Genomic DNA, 17399 nt, shown 5'->3' on the forward strand with positions numbered 1-17399 from the left:
TTCTCACCCGTACGGGTCGGTCAGAGCGGGTTCACGCGGTACATCGGGAAGTACGACCCGATCCTGCCGTTGGCGTAGTCGTCGGCCAGTTCCGGCACCCGGTCGAAGTCGTAGATCACGTCCGACCCCGCCGGTGCGATCCAGCCCTCGGCCTCCTGGAAGTCCCGGATGCCCGGTGAGTCCTGCAACCGCCACACGTGCGTGTTCACATGGATGTGCCGGCTGATGCACTCGGCGCCGCGCAGGTGCGACAGGCGCATCCCCGCCTTCCAGCCACACGTGGTGACGACCCCCTCGCGGGCCAGGGCGGTCAGGGTGACGTCGTACAGCGGCTCGCCGATGTTGTCCACGAAGATCGCCACCCCGTGACCGTCGCTGAGGTCCTGCACGACGCCCAGGAAGTCGGCGACCGAGGTCCGGCGGCGCCGATGCCGGTCCCGGTCCGCGCGTTGTTGCCGGGTGGGCAGCGAGAGCTCGGGGAACCTGCGGCGGTCCACCGGGGTGATGCCGTTCTCCCGCAGGAAGGCGACCCGTTCGTCCGAGCCGGCGGTCATCGCCACCCGGAATCCGGCCCGCTTGGCCAACATCAGCTCGGCGAACGCCACACCGCCGCCCCAGCCGAACACCAGGTGGTTCGCCGGATCGCCGTCGACCACCTGCGTGCGCCAACACCCGTACGCCTTTTGCCAGTTGTCCCAGGCGGTGAAGTACCGCCCGTACGTGGCCCACTGGGGCAGCGAGTACGCCGTGCCGTCCGGGATCGGCAGCAGCAGCCGTACGTCCATCTTCGACCGCTCGGCCAACAGGCCGATGGTGTCCGGGGCGTCGTAGGCGTAGGCGAGTTCGGCGTAGCCGAAGCGGTCGAGTCTGCCGAACGGCAGGAGCAGACACAGGTCCCCCTCCCGGACCCGGACCTGCCGGCTTCCCGCGTTCACCTTGAGCACGCGCACCACGCCCAGGTTGCCCAGGACCACCGCGTCCTCGCCGCGGCTGCTGCACACGTCGATCGGTGAACGGTTCAGCGCGTGATCGACGTTGGCCTCCCAGGAGCCCAGGATCGGCTCCACCAGCGCCTCCCCCTCCTCCAGCGGGCCGAAGCTGAACCGGTCGCGTCGCAGCGCCGCGCCGGGTCCGTCGTCCTGTGGGCCGGTCACCGCACCGGAGTGCAGGACCCAGGCCTGTGGTGAGTAGATGACAACCTCCTGTGATCGACCAGGCCGGACACGGCCCGGGGTCCCGGTGGCCGGTGCGGTCAGGGGGCCGTGCCGGCGGGCAGCCGATAGCCCACCGAGACGCCGCCCCACGCCTCGCCGGCGCCGTAGGCCACGGCCCCGAGCCGGCCCGCGGCGGGAAGGGAACCGGCGTCCAGCTCCGCGGCGAACGCCAGCGGGATCGAGGCGGACGAGGTGTTCCCGAAGCTCTCGATCCGGTTCACGAAGGGCACGCCGAGATGGGCGGTGAAGGTGCGGACCTGTTCCAGAATGCGGCCGTTCGCCTGGTGGCCGACCAGGACGGTGGGCGCGGGGCCGTGGTCGAAGAGGTACTGCGCCGACTCCGACATCCGGCGCACGGCGCGGTCGTACACCTGCATGCCGTCGAGATGGATGCCGCCCGCGTCGGTCTCCCGCATGAGCGCCTCCTGGGCGCCGTCGCAGCCGGCGATCCGGCGGAATCCCGCGAACTCCGCGCGGTCCTCCAGCAGCACGGCCGCGGCGCCGTCCGCGAAGATGCACGCCGTCTGCCGATCCGTGCGGTCCACCAGCCGGGACATCGCCTCCACCGAGCAGACCAGCACCGAGCGCGCCTGGCCGGCCTCGCACAGCGAGAGCCCGGTGATCAGCCCGTAGACGAAGCCGCAGCAGGCCGCGTTCATGTCGAAGGCCAGCACCGAGGGCTCCAGCCCGAGCAGTTGCGCCACCTTCGGCGCGATACCCGGGACGCGCTGCCGCACCGAGGTGCTGACCACCACCAGGGCGCCGATCGAGGAGGGGTCGGGCATCCTGGTCACGATCGGCGCGCAGGCCTCCGCCGCCGGCTCCGCGAGCGGGGTCTCGTCCGGAAGCCAGGAGCGGGCCGCGATGCCGCTGCGGCGCCGGATCCACTCGTCGGTGAGACCGATCGACGCGAAGTGGTCGTTGTCGATCGTGCGGCCCGGTTTCGCGGTGGCGATGTCGACGATGCCCGCGCTCATCCCCGGCTCGCCAGCTTCACGAAATACGCGCCGAAGTCGTCCAGGAAGGCGAAGCCCGCGGTCTCCTTCAGGTCTCCCTTGACCCGGAGTTCGTGCTCCAGCTGTTGGTGCAGTTCGACCAGGTCGAGCGAGTCGAGGTCGAGGTCGGCGACCGGCCGGGCGAGGTCGTCGGGGCCCAACGAGGGGTCGCGCTCGCGCAGTTTGGCCAGCATGGTGTCCGCGATACGGCTCTCGATGTCGTTCATGTTCCCTCTCCGTTCAAGTGACGGGATCCCTGGATCCCGGGGCGTACGGAAGCCGGTGCCGGCATCGGGGACGTTCACCGGTTCCCGGCACCAAGTCCCGCCGGACAGGCCCTAGTCCGCCGTCAACCGGTACAACACGTCACCGGACGCGAGGATCGCGCCGACCGTCGCGGAGTGGGCCTCGACCCGTCCGCCGCGCTCGGCCACGATCTCCGTGCTGGCCTTGTCGGTCTCCACGACCGCGACGACGTCCCCCCGCTCGACCCGGTCGCCGACACCGGCGACCCACTCGATCAACAGGGCCTCGCCGAGGCCGTGTCCGAAGCCGGGAACGTGCATGTCCACGGGGGAGCCGCTCACTTCGTCATCACCAATACCTCGTTCTTGATCTCCGGCACACCGATCAGGTAGTCCTTCTCGAAGTCCGCCGGGGGATAGGCGCGGCGGTCGGGCGCCAGCCGGTGGATCGGCCCCCGGAGCGCCTCGAAGCCGTGCTCGGCCACCGACGCGGCGATCTCCGCGCCGATTCCGACGTCCTTCGTCCCCTCGTGCACGATCAGCAGCCGCCCGGTGCGGGCAACGGACTCCAGGACCGTGTCCATGTCGAGCGGGGCCACCCAGCGCAGGTCCACCACCTCGACGTCGACATCGGGGGCGAGCGCGTGCGCCGCCTCCAGCACCTCGTGGGTGACCGCGCCGAAGGTGGCGATCGTCAGGTCCGTGCCACGCCGCACGACCCGGGCCGCGGTCGGCGACCTGGCCGGTTCGGGGTCCCGGACGGGCGTGTTCCGCCGCCAGTACAGGCGGATCGGCTCGTACACCACCACGGGCGAACCCAGCGTCACCGCGTGCCGCAGGATCCGGTCGGCGTCCTCGCCTGTGGAGGGACACGCCACCGAGATCCCCGGGACGCGGGCGAAGAGCGCCTCGTTGGACTCGCTGTGGTGCTCGACGCCGCGGACCCCGCCGCCGGTGGGGATCCGCACCACCAGGCTCGGGCTGACCCCTCCGTTCCACCGATCGCCGATCCGGGCCGCCTGGGTCACCAGCTGATTGACCGCGGGATAGGTGAACCCGTCGAACTGGATCTCGCAGACCGGCACCAGCCCGCTCATCGCCATGCCGACGGCCTGGCCGACGATGGTGGATTCGGCCAGGAGCGAGTCGCGCACCCGGTCCGCGCCGAAGCGTTCGCGCAGACCGCGAGTCACTCGGAACACGCCTCCCAGGCGTCCGATGTCCTCACCGAGCAGCAGCAGTCTCGGATCCTGTTCGAGCAGGTCGGCGAGGGTCGCGTTGATCGACTCCGCCAGGGAGGCGGACCGCACGGTGCTCATCACGCGTACTCCTTCATCAACCGATCGCGCAGCTCCCGCACGTGCGCGTCGACGCCGTCGAGCCACGCGGCGTCCACCAGGCCCAGGTCGCTCAGCCGGGCCGCGTAGGCGGTCACCGGGTCCGCGGCCTTGGCCCGCGCGATGTCGTCGCGGCTGCGGTACACCTCCTGGGGGTCGGAGGTCGAGTGGCCGTGGATGCGCTCCACGCGGATCTCGACGAGATACGGCGCCCGCTCCTCGCGGACCCGCGCGGCGGCCCGGGAGCAGGCGGAGAAGACGGTTTCCGGGTCCCGGCCCGAGACCCGCACGGATTCGATCCCGAAACCGCGGGCACGCTCGGCCAGCGAACCGCGCATCTGCTCGTCGGCCGGCTTCGAGATGGCCCAGCCGTTGTTCTGGCAGACGAACAACACGGACGCCGACTCGACGGCGGCGAGGTTCATCGCCTCCGACATGTCCCCCTCGCTGCTGGCGCCGTCGCCGATGTACACGACGACGAAGTCCTCCAGGCCCTGCAACCGCTGCCCGATCGAGTAGCCGACGCCGTGCAGCGTCTGGGCGGCCAGGACCAGCGTGTAGGGGAAGAACCGCAACCGGCGCGGGTCCCAGCCGCAGAACGTGCGGCCGGCCCACTGCGCGACCAACTCGTCCGGTGCCACACCGCGCAGGAGGGCGACCGCATGCTCGCGGTAACTGGGAAAGACGGTCGGGGCCGGGCCCACGGCGAGCGCGGAGCCCACCTGCGCGGCCTCCTGTCCCTGGCAGGACAGCCAGAGGTCGAGCGCGCCCTGCCGCTGGAGCTGACGGGCCTCCTCGTCGACGCCTCTCGCCACCAGCATGTGGCGCAACAGCAACCGTCGTGTGTCGTCGTCTGGATCTGTCGCGTACTCGGATTCTGACTTCGAGACCATTGATCACCAGTCGTAGATTCGTCGATGAGCTTGTCGTCGTCGTGCGCGCGGAAACCCCGCGGGCTCTCCCGGCGAAGGCGAGCCACACGTCGGCGGCTTCGGCTCATGCGTCCATCAGGAATTCCTTTGTCCTCGTTGCGGCACAAGCGCGATCGCCGCCGTGCGACGGTGTTTCGGCCGGGGTGGGACTTTTCCGACGCTTTCGCGCTCGGGAGACGCCGGGCCTCGGCGATCCGGCCGCGCAGGCCCGAAATCGACTGCGTTCTCGATCGCCTCGGCGGGAGGAGATCGGCCGAACCCGAATTCGAGCAGGCCCGGCCACGGGCCGATGCCCGGTCATGGTGGCACAGAACTCGGTGCGGTACAGGTCCGTGCGGATGACCGGAAGGTCGGCGATCCTGCCGCCATTGTGGCGTCGGCGGTCGAGTCCTACGGTGTGGCGTCGGCACTTCGGGGCGGCTGCGGATGCCGGGTGTCCCGTCGACGGGACGACGCCCAACGGCGAACCCGTGTCCGACCGCGGAGATTTGCATTCCCGAGTTGCCGCGTGACGCTCAGGGGTCGCCCGAACCCCGGCGAATTGCAATCCTGAGTTGCCCCCGGTGTTCGGGGGCGCTCGGTTCCGACGTTTTCAATCCCGAGTTGCGGCGTGACGATTAAGGACGGTGCCAGTGAGTACGAACCCCTTCGACGACGAGGACGGCCGATTCCACGTCGTGGTCAATGACGAGGAACAGCACTCCCTGTGGCCGGTGTTCGCCGAGGTGCCCGCAGGCTGGCGGGTGGTGCTGGGCGAGGCGACCAGGGCCGAGTGCCTGGAGTACGTCGAGCAGAACTGGACCGACCTGCGCCCGAAGAGCCTGCGGGAGGCCATGGCGGCGGGCTGAACGCCGTTCGGATTCTCCCAAGGAGTGGGATCACGATGTTCGTACCTCGCATGTACCGAGAGCCCGATACGCAGTGGATCGTCGAGCTGATGCGGCGCAACCCGTTGGCGCTGTTCATGACCAACGGCGACGACGGGGAAGCGCCGTACGGCACGCACCTGCCGATCATTTTGGACCCACAGGTGTCCGCCGACGGGCTCGCGGACCTGACCGGGACGACGCTGCTGGGCCACATGAACCGGGAGAACCCGCAGTGGAAGGCGCTGCGGCCCGCGATGCCGGCGGTGCTCAGCTTCGCGGGCCCGCACGCCTACGTCTCGCCGACGCTGTACGGCTTCACCCCCGCGGCGCCGACCTGGAACTTCACGGCCGCACAGGTGCGCGGGGTGATCGAGGGGATCGAGTCCGTCGAGGAGACGCTGGCCGTGGTGCGGGCCACCGTGCGGGCCCTGGAATCCGAGTTCGGATACGGCTGGGACATGTCCGAGTCGATCGACTACTTCCGCAAAATACTGCCCGCGGTGGGCGCGTTCCGATTCACCGTCACCCGGGCCGAGGCGATGTTCAAGCTCAGCCAGGAGCAGAGCAGCGAAACGCGGGACGGGGTGTGCAGCCATTTCGCCCGCGAGGGGTCCGGCCGGCAGCGCGAGACCGCGGAGTACATGAGCAGGGTGAGCCAAGCGCAACGACGGTGACCGCCGCCCGGGTGCCGGTCGAGCGATCACCACCCGCCCGGGCGAACACCCCGCCGGCGCACCGCCCGGAGGTGCCGGAACAACCCCGTCCCCCGTGGTGCGCCGGCGGCTCGCCCGCCCGGACACCCGTCACATGGGAGTCAGTTGATGATCCTTCAGGGAAAGCGGGTTGCCCTGCCCGCGGAGCCCGTCGTGCACCGGCGGTTCGAGGCGCATGCCAAGGCCACCCCCGACGCGGTGGCCGTGCACTGCGCCGGAGAGCAGGTGACGTACGCGGAACTGGACGCGAGAGCCAATCGGTTCGCGCACTTCCTCGGCGCACGCGGACACGGTCCCGGCGCGAAGGTCGGCGTCTGCCTCGACTACTCGATCGACATCGTCGTCGTCATCCTCGGCACGCTGAAGGCGGGCGCGGCCTACGTACCGTTCGACCCGTCCTACCCGGCGGCCAGGCTTCGGCTGCTGCTCGGTCAGATCCCCGATCTCGCCCTGATCGTGGCCTCCCCGGCGACGGTCGGGGCGGTCGAGTCGGCGGCCGTCGAGGTCGTCGTCCTCGAACACGTCGCCGATCACCTCGACGCTCTTCCGACGACCGCTCCCGACGTCCCGGTCACCGGGGACGACGTGTGCTACGCCGTCTTCACGTCCGGGTCGACCGGTACGCCGAAGCCCGCCGCCGTGCGGCACGAGGGCTGGTTCAACCTGCTGAACTGGCTGATGCTCGAGTACGACCTGCACCCCGGGTCGAACAACCTGGTCGTGAGCGCCTTCGGGTTCGACCTCTCGCAGCGCAGCCTGATGATGCCGCTGTTCTGCGGCGCCACCCAATACCTGATGCCCAGCCGGAACTTCGACGCCGCGATGGCCTACCGCATGCTGAGCCGGCACGAGATACGCACGGTGCACTGCGCCTCCAGCACGCTGTACGTGCTGGTGGACTGGGAGACCGCACGCGGCGGCGACGCGCTCACCCGGCTGGACTACGTGCTCTTCGGCGGCGAGCCGCTGCACGCCGAACGGATCACGAACTGGGCGCGGCGCGCCGGGAACACGTGCACCCTCCTGCACCAGTACGGCGTCGCCGAGTGCACGGACGTCGCGTCGTCGTACGACCTGGCCGGGTACCGGCCCGGCGAACACGACATCGCCCCGGTCGGCAGGCCGGCCCACAACACCGACCTCCACCTCCTCGACGAGCGGATGTGCGGCGTCGGGGCGGGGGAGTACGGCGAGATCTGCATCTCCGGGGTCGGCGTCGGAGCGGGCTACCTCAACGGCACGGGACCCGAATCCGAGCGGTTCACCACGATCGAGGTGGACGGCGAGCCGCGCCGGCTGTACCGCACGGGCGACCGCGGCTATGTGAACGAGGCCGGCGAACTCGTCGTCGTCGGCCGGATGGACGCACAGGTCAAGGTGCGCGGCATGCGCATCGACCCCACCGACGTCGAGCGTGCGCTCGGCAGGCTGGCCGGGGTTCGGCAGGCCGCCGTGGTGACCCGGTACACCGACTCCGGCGACGCCGAGTTGATCGCGTTCATCGTCCCGACGCGGGACGACCTCGCCGAGGACGACGTGCGCGCCCGCCTCCTGGAGACGTTGCCGCGGAACATGGTTCCGGCCGACTTCGTCAACATCCCCCGGATTCCGTTGAGTCCGCACGGGAAGGTGGACCGGGCGGCGCTGGCCGACGCGTACCGGGACCGGTATGCCGACAGCGGCACCTCGGCATAGTCGACGGACCTTGATGACAACCGAGAGGACTGTGATGATTGCCGAAAGGGTGCGCACCATCTGGTGCCGGGAACTCCAGCGCGACGACATATCCGTCGACGACGACTTCTTCGCCCTGGGCGGTCAATCCGTGATTATGGTCGGTATCCAGGGTGCCTTCATCGAGGAGTTGGGCGTCGAGGTCCCGGTGGACCAGATGTTCCTCAATCCGACCGTGGCGTCGATTTCTGCGTACATCGAATCCCTGGGCTCGGCAAGCCGGTAGCGTCAGGTAATTCACGGATCTTCGGCAGCGGATATTCGGTCCGCTGCATCGACGGTATGCCCGATTACAGAGACATTTCCGGCTGCGGCCGCGTTGGGATTCGAAAACCACCTGGTAAGAGAGGCGCCATGTACGACGTAATTGTCATAGGTGCCCGTTGCGCGGGTTCGCCGGCGGCCATGTTGTTCGCTCAGCAGGGATATCGCGTCCTGCTCCTGGAGAAAGCGCGCTTCCCGCAGGACACGTTGTCCTCGCACTACATCCACATGCAGGGCGTGGCGCTGCTCGATCGGTGGGGGCTGCTCGACGAGCTCCGCGCCGCGGGCTGCACACCGATCACCCGGCAGACCTACGGGGGCCCCGGCGTCCGGGTCGACGGCTTCTCCCTGCCGATCGACGGCCTGCGGCAGACGTACGCGCCGCGGCGGTACGTGCTCGACCCGATCCTCGCGGCCGGTGCCGTGGCGGCCGGCGCGGAGTTCCGGGAGGGCTGCGCGGTCAACGACCTGGTGTACGAGGGCGATCGGGTGGTCGGGGTGCAGTACACGACCCCCGGCGGCGCCGAGGCGACCGACCGGGCGCGTCTGGTCGTCGGCGCGGACGGCATGCGGTCGCTGGTGGCCCGCAAGGTCGGCGCGCCGAACGTCATCGAGCACCCGCGGATGACCACCACCTACTACAGCTACTGGGCCGACCTTCCCGCGCACTTCGAGCTGTACGAGCGGCCGGGCCGGTGGATCGGCGTCATCCCCACCAACGACGACCTCACGTTGCTGATGACCTACTTCCCGCAGGACGAGTTCAACGAGGTCCGCAAGGCGGTGGAACCCGCCTACCTGGAGGCCGTCCGCACAACGGTGCCCGAGTTGTACGAGCGCATGCAGGCGGGTCGGCGCGTGGAGCAGCTGTACGGCACGGGCCATCAGGAGAACTTCTTCCGCAAGGCCTACGGGCCCGGGTGGGTGCTGATCGGTGACGCGGTGAACCACAAGGACTCCATCACCGCCCGCGGCATCACCGAAGCCTTCGTCCAGGCCCAGTCGCTCACCGACCACATCGGGGATCGGCTGCACGACGACGCCGCGCTCAAGGCGGCGCTCAGGCGCTACGAGAACAACCTGAGCGGCGAGGCCCTCAGCCACTACCAGGGCGCGCTCAACGTGGCCGAACTCAAGCCCGAGGGGCGGGTCGAGATGTTGCAGAAGCTGGTCGGACACCAGGAGCAGATCGACCGGTACTTCTCGACGCTGTCGGGGGCGTGCTCCATCGACGACTTCTACAACGACGAACTGCTGACCCTGCTCGACCTGAGCTGAGCGACGACCCGCTCCCTCGTGGTTCCGCCGATTTGGAGACACAATGATCCCGTTGTCGTTCGCGCAGCGTCGACTGTGGTTCGTGGACCGGTTCGAAGGCCCTTCGCCGACCTACAACGGCGCTTTCGCCCTGCGGCTGACCGGTGACTTGAGTGCGGGTGCGCTGGAATCGGCGCTCCGCGATGTCGTCGACAGGCACGAGATCCTCCGAACGGTGATCGTCGAGGACGCCGACGGCGTCCCGCACCAGCAGGTACTGCCCGTCGACAAAAGCCCGTTCGACCTGCCGGTCGTCGAGGTCACCGAGGCGCAGCGGGCGGCGGCGGTCCACGAGGTGGCCACCGCGACCTTCGACCTGGCCGCCGACGTGCCGGTGCGCGCCAGGCTGCTGCGCTGCGGACCGGGCGAGCACACCCTGGTGCTGGTGGCGCACCACATCGCCGTGGACGGGGAGTCCTTCGGGCCGCTGTTCCGTGATCTCGCCACGGCCTACGCCGCCCGCAGGGCGGGCCGGGCCCCGGCGTGGGAGCCGCTGCCGGTGCAGTACGCGGACTACACGCTGTGGCAGCAGGACGTGCTCGGCGAGGAGGGCGATCCGGACAGCCTGGCGGCCCGGCAACTGGCCTACTGGCGCGAGACGTTGGCCGACCTGGCCCAGCCGCTGGCGATACCCGTGGACCGACCGCGCCCGAAGGTGATCAGCCACAACGGCGATCGGGTCCCGTTCTCGATCGACCCCGACCTGCTCCGGTCCGTGGAGAAGCTGGCGGCGCAGGCGGACACCACGGTCTCGATGGTCATGCACTCCGCGCTGGCGGTGCTCCTGCACCACCTGGGCTGCGGTGACGACGTGCCCATCGGCGCACCGATCGCGGGTCGCACCGACGAGGAACTGCGGGACCTGGTCGGGTTTTTCGTGAACACCTGGGTGCTGCGCGTCGACCTCTCCGGGAACCCGACCTTCCGCCGGCTGCTCCAGCGGGTGCGGGACCGGGCCCTGGCCGCGTACGACAACCAGGACATGCCGTTCGAACGGCTGGTGGAACTGCTGAACCCGGACCGCTCCACCGCCTACAACCCGTTCTTCCAGGTGATGCTCTCCTGGCAACCGCCGGTGCCGGATCTGACCCTTCCCGGCCTCGATGTCCGGGCCGAGCGGCTGGAGACCGGGACGGCCAAGTTCGACCTGTTCTTCGACATGATCCCGAACGCCTCGGGCGGGGCGGAATGCGCGCTGGAGTACGTCACCGACCTGTTCGACAGGGACACGGCCCAGGGCATCGCGCACCGGTTCGTCCGGGTGCTGAGCCGACTCGTGGCCGACTCGGAGGGCCGGATCGGCGGCATCGACGTGCTCGACGCGGCCGAGCGGGACCGGTTGCTCGTGCAATTCAACGACACCGCCACGGCGGTGCCCGAGCTGACGATCCCGGAACTGTTCGAACACCGGGTGGCCGCGACGCCGGACGCCCCGGCGATCGTGTGCGACGACCGCACGCTGACCTATCGGGAGCTGGACGACCGGGCCAACGCCGTCGCGTGGGAACTGGTGCGGCGCGGCGCCGGACCGGAAGACCTGGTGGTGCTGGCGCTGCCGCGCACCGAGGACCTGGTGGTCGGCCTGCTCGGGATCCTCAAGTCCGGTGCCGCGTACCTGCCGATGGACCCGCAGTATCTGGGCGGACGAGCGCGGAGCGTGCTCTCCGAAGCCGCCCCGCGGTTCGCGGTCACCGACACCCGGACGTGGCAAGACCTGCCGCCGAACGACATCGCGACCGTCGACCTGGACCAGCGCGCCGAGTGGGACTCGCCCGAGGGGGCACCGGACAACGCGGCCCGGATCGCCCCGCTGAGTCCGGACAACCTGGCGTACGTGATGTACACCTCCGGCTCCACGGGCAAGCCGAAGGGCGCGGCGATCACCCACCGCAACGTGGTCAACGGCGTGCGGGAACTGGTGCGCGTGCTGGACGCGCCGCCCGGGTGGCGGATGCTGGCCGGCACCTCGGTGAACTTCGACGTCTCGGTCTTCGAACTGCTGACCACCCTGTCCACCGGCGGCACGGCCGAGGTGGTGCCCAACGCGCTGGTGCTCGGCGAGCGGGACACCTGGGACGGCCACGTGATCAGCGCGGTCCCCTCGGTGCTCGGCGAACTGGTCGGCCACCTGGAGAAGACCACCGGCGTGCGCACCGTCGTGTTCGCGGGCGACGTGCTGCCGACCCGACTGGTGCGGCAGGTGCGCGAGGCCCTGCCCGGCGTGCAGGTCGTCAACTCCTACGGGCAGAGCGAGAGTTTCTACGCCACCACGTTCGCCTCGGCCGCGTCCGAGGAGTGGACCGAGGGCGACGTCGCACCGATCGGCACGCCGCTGGGCAACATGCGCGCCTACGTGCTGGGGCCGGGACTCGCCCCGGTGCCGCAGGGCGTGATCGGTGAGCTGTACGTGGTCGGGACCTGCCTGGGCCGCGGCTACCACGGCCGGCCGGGCATGACCGCCGAGCGCTACGTGGCGAACCCGTTCGGCCCGGCGGGCGAGCGGATGTATCGCACCGGCGACCTGGCCCGCTGGAACGCGCGTGGTCGGCTGGAGTGCCTGGGCCGCGGCGACGGCCAGGTGAAGGTGCGCGGCTTCCGGATCGAGACGGCCGAGGTCGAGGCGGCGCTCGCGCAGCACCCCGGCATCAGCGAGGTCGTGGTGATCGGCCGGGAGGTGCCCTCGGGCGGACGGCGGCTCGTCGCGTACGTGGTGCACGTCGGCGAGGGAGCCGTCGGTGACGACGGCGCCGGTGGCATCGGCGACGTGGACGTGCAATCCGGCGCTTCGGCCGCCGAGTTGCGCAAGTTCGTCGCGGCACGGCTGCCCGACTACATGGTGCCGTCGGCCTTCGTGGTGCTCGGCAGGATGCCGCTCGGGCCGACCGGCAAGCTGGACCGTTCGGCGCTGCCCGAACCGGAGTTCGTGGGAGAGGTGTACCGGGCGCCCCGCACCGGGGCCGAGGCGATCATCACCGCGGCGTACGCGGACGTGCTCGGGGTGGAGCGGGTCGGTGTCGACGACGACTTCTTCGCGGCGGGCGGGGACAGCCTGCGCTCGATCCAGGTGGTGGCGCGGGCCCGGGCCCGGGGCCTGGAGCTCACCACGCGGGAGATCTTCGAGTGCCGCACCGCGGCCCGACTGGCCGAGGTGGCTTCCAGCCGCCGGGACCCGATGCCCGCGCTCGCGGAGGACGAGGGCGGCGGCGTCGGCCCGATGCCGTTGCAGCCGGTGGCGCGGCACGTGTTCGGGCACGGCGGCGGGACGAACCGGTTCGCCATGGCGATGGCGCTGGAACTGCCCGCGGGCATCGACGCGGGCGAACTGGCCACGACGCTGGACGCCGTGCTCGACCGGCACGATCTCCTGCGCGCGCAACTGGTGCCCGGCGACGAGCCGTTGCTGCTCGTGCGTGCGCAGGGCGCGGTACGGGCGGCGGACCTGATCCGCCGGGTGCCCTGCGACGGCCGGTGGGACGAGCCGTCCTCGTTGGAGGCCGCGAAGGCGGAACTGGACGACGCGGTCGGGCGACTCGACCCGGAGGCCGGGACCATGGCGGACTTCGTCTGGTTCGCCGCGGAGTCGGGTGCGGGCAGGCTGCTCGTGGTGCTGCACCACCTGGTCGTGGACGGCGTCTCCTGGCGGATCCTGATGTCGGACCTGGCCCAGGCGTGGCAGCAGGTCCGGTCCGGCCGCACGCCCGAGCTGCCCGCGGTCGGCACCTCGGCCCGGCGCTGGGCGTCGGCGCTGCAGGCCGAGGCGCTCACCCCGAAGCGGGAAGCGGAACTGGAGTTCTGGCGGGACATGCTGGAGGCGTCGAACCCGCCGCTGGGCACGCGGGCGTTCGACCCGACGGTGGATGTGATGTCCACGGTCGACACCGTGCGGGTGCAGCTGCCCACCGAGGTCACCGAGGCGGTGCTGACCAAGCTGCCCGCGGCGTTCAAGGGCACCGGGACCGACGTGCTGCTCGCCGCGCTGGCCCTGGCGATCAACGCATGGCGCGGTACGGACCGCTCGACCCTGGTCCGGTTGGAGGGGCACGGCCGGGAGGAGGACGTCGTCCCCGGGGCCGACCTCTCCCGGACCGTCGGGTGGTTCACCGCCATGTATCCGGCCCGGATCGAGGTGACCGGGGTGGACCGGGCCGAGGTGTCGGCCGGCGGCTCCGCGGCCGCGAAGGCGATCAAGCTGGTCAAGGAGCAGCTGCGGGCGATCCCGGACAAGGGTGTGGGGTACGGCCTGCTGCGCCACCTCAACCCGGAGACCGCCGGGCAACTCGCCGATCTCCCGGTGCCGCAGATCGGGTTCAACTACCTCGGCCGGATCTCCGACGCGGACGTGCCCGAGCACCTGCGCGCGGCCGGGTGGGGACCGGCGTCCTGGTCCGCCGAGTTGTTCCCGGCGCCCGACCCGGACCTGCCCGCGCTGTCCGCACTGGAGGTCAACTCGGTCGCCACGGACACCGCCGACGGCCCGCGGTTGCAGGCGGCCTTCATGTTCCCCACCGGGGTGTTGTCCCGCGAGCGGGTCCGTGAACTGGTCGATCTGTGGGTCGAGGTGCTGCACGGCATGGCCGCGTACGCCGCCCGGCCCGGGATCGGCGGGCTGACGCCCTCGGACGCCCCGCTGGTCCCGGTGCGCCAGGACGAGATCGAGGGCTGGGAGGCCCGCTACGGCCGGCTGGCCGAGGTGTGGCCGCTGTCCCCGTCGCAGTCCGGGATCCTGTTCCAGGCGGCGTTCGCCGACGGCGCCTTCGACGTCTACCACATGCAGTTCGTGCTGCACCTGTCCGGGCACGTGGACCCGGCGCGCATGCGGGCCGCCGGACAGGCACTGCTCGGCCGGTATCCGAACCTGCGCTCGGCGTTCGTCACCGGAGCGGGCGGCGATCCGGTACAGGTCGTGGCGGAACACGTCGCCATACCGTGGCAGCACATCGACCTGAGCGGTCGCGACGAAGCCGAACAGGACGCCGCGCTCGACACCTTCCTGGCCGCCGACCGGGCCGACCAACTCGACTTCACCAGGCCGCCGTTGATCCGTCTGGCGCTGCTCACCTGCGGTCCGCGGCGGGCGAAGCTCGTGATCACGGCGCACCACACCCTGTTCGACGGCTGGTCGTCCCCGTTGGTGATCACGGATCTGATCCGGCTGTACTCCGGGGCCGGCGAGCTTCCCCCGGTCCGGAACTACGGCGACTACCTGGCCTGGCTGGCCACCCGGGACCGGGAGGCGTCGGCCGCGCGATGGGCCGCCGAACTCGCCGGATTGGACCAGCCGACCCTGGTGGCCCCGAAGGCCCCCCTCCAGGAGGCGGCTTCGGCCCTCGGGCGGGTGGAGGTGCCGCTGTCCATCGACAAGGGACGTGAACTCGCCCGGCGCGCCGCCGAACTGGGGGTCACCCAGAACACGCTCCTCCAAGGCGCGTGGGCGATCCTGCTCTCGAAGCTGACCGGGCAGCAGGACGTGGTCTTCGGCGCCGCCGTCAACGGACGCCCGGCGGACCTGCTCGGTTCGGACGAGATGGTCGGCCTGTTCATCAACACCCTGCCGATCCGGGTGTCCTGCCGGCCGGACCACAGCCTGGGCGCCGTCATCACCGAATTGCAGGACCGGCAGACCGCGCTGCTCGACCACCACTACCACGGGCTGGCCGACATCCAGCGCGGCGTGGGGTTGCCCGCCCTGTTCGACACGATCGTCGTGTTCGAGAACTACCCGATCGACCGCGAGGGCATCGCCGACGCGAACACCTCGGCGGGGTTCACGATCGACGGCATCCGGCCGTTCGCAGGCTCGCACTACCCGCTCACCCTCAACTCCTCCGACCCGTATCTGCGGCTGTCCCTCGACTACCAGAACAACCTCTACGACCGCGACGAGGCCGAGCTGATCGCCGCGCGGCTGGTCCGGGTCCTGGACCGGCTGCTTGCCGATCCGGGGACGCGTCTGGGCGATGTGGACGTGCTCGGCGAGCAGGAGCGGCACTGGTTGTTGCACGAGGTGAACGACACGGTCGCGCCGACGCTGGAGCCGGGCCTGCCGGAGGCGGTGTCCCGACACGCGGAGGCGACGCCGCAGGCCCCAGCCGTGATCGGTGCGCAAGAGTCGTGGACCTACGAAGAGTTGGACGCGCGGGCCAACCGGCTGGCGCATTGGCTGATCGACCGAGGGGTGCGGCCGGAGTCGCTGGTCGCGGTGTCCCTGCCGCGGACCGCGGAACTCGTGGTCGTACTGCTGGCGGTGCTGAAGACCGGCGCGGGTTACGTCCCGATCGACCCGACACACCCGCGTTCGCGGATCGACCACATCCTCCGGGATTCCCGTCCGGCGCTCGTGCTCGATCCGGAGGTGCTGGCCGATGCGGACTGCTCGGGGTATCCGGGGTCGGCACCAAAGGTGGTGGTCCGGCCGGAGAACACCGCGTACGTGATCTACACCTCGGGTTCGACCGGAACGCCGAAGGGGGTCGCGGTCACGTGCGGTGCGCTGGCGAATCTCCTGGCCGCGACGCGGCGGCGGATTCCGCTGACGCCGGCCGACCGGCTGCTCGCCGTGACGACGGTCTCCTTCGACATCGCGGGGGTGGAGCTGTACCTCCCGTTGGTCTGCGGGGCGACGGTGGTGGTGGCGGAGAAGGAGACCGTTGCCCAGCCGTCGGCGCTGGTGGAACTGATCCGCCGGCACCAGGTCACCGTCCTCCAGGCGACACCGGCGTTCTGGCAGATGTTGCTCATGGACGAGCCGCAGGCGGCGCGCGGCCTGCGGGTCCTGGTCGGTGGGGAGGCGCTGCCCCCGCAACTGGCCCAAGCCCTGGCCGGGCAGGCCGCCGAGGTGTGCAACGTGTACGGCCCGACCGAGACGACGATCTGGTCGACGTGCGCGACGGTCGAACCCGGATCCGGCGTCCCGACGATCGGGACGCCGATCGGGAACACCCGGGTGTACGTGCTCGACGCGCGACTGCGTCCGGTCCCGCGCGGGGTGCAGGGCGAGTTGTACATCGCCGGCGACGGCCTGGCCCGCGGGTATCAGGGCCGGCCGGAGCTGACCGCGGCCCGGTTCGTGGCCTGCCCGTTCGACGGGCCCGGCAACCGCATGTACCGCACCGGCGACCTGGTGCGGTGGAACGGGAACGGTCGGTTGGAGTACATCGGGCGCAGTGACTTCCAGGTGAAGATCCGCGGATTCCGGATCGAACTCGGCGAGATCGAGCACGTGTTGGCCGAGCATCCCGGCGTGGCGCAGGCGGTCGCCGTGGTGCGCGAGGAACGCGTGGGCGACCAACGGCTGATCGCGTACGTCGTGCCGAGCGAGCGGGCGGACCCGGCCGGGCTGGACGTCCGGGCACTGACGGACCTGCTCCGGCAGCGCCTGCCGGAGTACATGGTTCCCTCGGCCGTCGTGCCGCTCGCCGAGTTCCCCACGTCGCCGAGCGGGAAACTCGACCGCGCCGCGCTCCCCGCCCCCGACCGCGCCGAAGCGGCGACCGGACGAGGGCCGCGCAACCACACCGAGCAGGTGCTGTGCCGGCTGTTCGCCGAACTGCTCGGTGTGGAGGAGGTCGGTATCGACGTCGGCTTCTTCGACCACGGTGGGCACTCGCTGCTGGCCACTCGGCTGATCGGCCGCATCCGCAACGAGCTCGGCGTCGACATGAAGGTCACGGCCGTCTTCCGCAATCCGACCGTCGCCCAGTTGGCGGTTCGGATCCAGGAGTCGTCCGAGCCGAAGTCGAAGCGCCCCCAGCTCCGCCAGATGAGCGTTTAGGAGAAGCA

Annotated in this window: 12 protein-coding genes; 6 read left to right on the top strand and 6 right to left on the bottom strand. The window is 70.6% G+C overall.

Annotated features, from left to right (window positions below):
* Positions 1-20: 20 nt before the first annotated feature.
* The 6 genes from ACZOOI_RS26100 to ACZOOI_RS26125 form a co-directional block, all read right to left on the bottom strand.
* Positions 21-1154 (bottom strand): zinc-binding alcohol dehydrogenase family protein, encoded by a 1134-nt coding sequence (locus ACZOOI_RS26100; RefSeq protein WP_465278123.1) that lies wholly within the window; start codon positions 1152-1154, stop codon positions 21-23.
* A gap of 98 nt (positions 1155-1252) precedes the next feature.
* Complete coding sequence (locus ACZOOI_RS26105; protein ID WP_465278124.1) at positions 1253-2191, bottom strand: 3-oxoacyl-[acyl-carrier-protein] synthase III C-terminal domain-containing protein; 939 nt, start codon at positions 2189-2191, stop codon at positions 1253-1255.
* Positions 2188-2436: a phosphopantetheine-binding protein gene (locus ACZOOI_RS26110; protein WP_465278125.1), complete on the bottom strand. Its 249-nt coding sequence runs from the start codon at positions 2434-2436 to the stop codon at positions 2188-2190. The genes ACZOOI_RS26105 and ACZOOI_RS26110 overlap by 4 nt, the downstream gene beginning before the upstream one ends.
* Before the next feature lie 111 nt (positions 2437-2547).
* The gene (locus ACZOOI_RS26115; RefSeq protein WP_465278126.1) at positions 2548-2796 is read right to left on the bottom strand and encodes a biotin/lipoyl-containing protein; all 249 of its coding nucleotides are present in this window, start codon (positions 2794-2796) and stop codon (positions 2548-2550) included.
* Complete coding sequence (locus ACZOOI_RS26120) at positions 2793-3773, bottom strand: alpha-ketoacid dehydrogenase subunit beta (protein ID WP_465278127.1); 981 nt, start codon at positions 3771-3773, stop codon at positions 2793-2795. The genes ACZOOI_RS26115 and ACZOOI_RS26120 overlap by 4 nt, the downstream gene beginning before the upstream one ends.
* On the bottom strand, positions 3773-4612 hold the full coding sequence (locus ACZOOI_RS26125; RefSeq protein ID WP_465278128.1) for a thiamine pyrophosphate-dependent dehydrogenase E1 component subunit alpha: 840 nt from the start codon (positions 4610-4612) through the stop codon (positions 3773-3775). Before ACZOOI_RS26125 ends, ACZOOI_RS26120 begins: the two co-directional genes overlap by 1 nt.
* Positions 4613-5355: 743 nt before the next feature.
* Between ACZOOI_RS26125 and ACZOOI_RS26130 the strand changes: the two genes are divergently transcribed.
* The 6 genes from ACZOOI_RS26130 to ACZOOI_RS26155 all read left to right on the top strand — a co-directional run bounded on the left by ACZOOI_RS26130 (position 5356) and on the right by ACZOOI_RS26155 (position 17391).
* The gene (locus tag ACZOOI_RS26130) at positions 5356-5571 is read left to right on the top strand and encodes an MbtH family protein (RefSeq protein WP_465278129.1); all 216 of its coding nucleotides are present in this window, start codon (positions 5356-5358) and stop codon (positions 5569-5571) included.
* A gap of 35 nt (positions 5572-5606) precedes the next feature.
* Positions 5607-6266, top strand: a complete 660-nt coding sequence (locus ACZOOI_RS26135) for an FMN-binding negative transcriptional regulator (RefSeq protein ID WP_465278130.1) — start codon at positions 5607-5609, stop codon at positions 6264-6266.
* A gap of 147 nt (positions 6267-6413) precedes the next feature.
* Positions 6414-8000 carry an amino acid adenylation domain-containing protein gene (locus tag ACZOOI_RS26140; protein WP_465278131.1) on the top strand — a complete coding sequence of 529 codons (1587 nt, stop codon included), beginning with the start codon at positions 6414-6416 and terminating at the stop codon, positions 7998-8000.
* Positions 8001-8034: 34 nt separating this feature from the next.
* Complete coding sequence (locus ACZOOI_RS26145) at positions 8035-8265, top strand: phosphopantetheine-binding protein (RefSeq protein WP_465278132.1); 231 nt, start codon at positions 8035-8037, stop codon at positions 8263-8265.
* A 128-nt stretch (positions 8266-8393) separates the two neighbouring features.
* On the top strand, positions 8394-9581 hold the full coding sequence (locus ACZOOI_RS26150) for an NAD(P)/FAD-dependent oxidoreductase (RefSeq protein WP_465278133.1): 1188 nt from the start codon (positions 8394-8396) through the stop codon (positions 9579-9581).
* Between the two features lie 43 nt (positions 9582-9624).
* Positions 9625-17391: an amino acid adenylation domain-containing protein gene (locus ACZOOI_RS26155; protein WP_465278134.1), complete on the top strand. Its 7767-nt coding sequence runs from the start codon at positions 9625-9627 to the stop codon at positions 17389-17391.
* Positions 17392-17399 lie beyond the last annotated feature (8 nt).

The sequence above is a fragment of the Embleya sp. L77 genome (genome assembly GCF_055557415.1).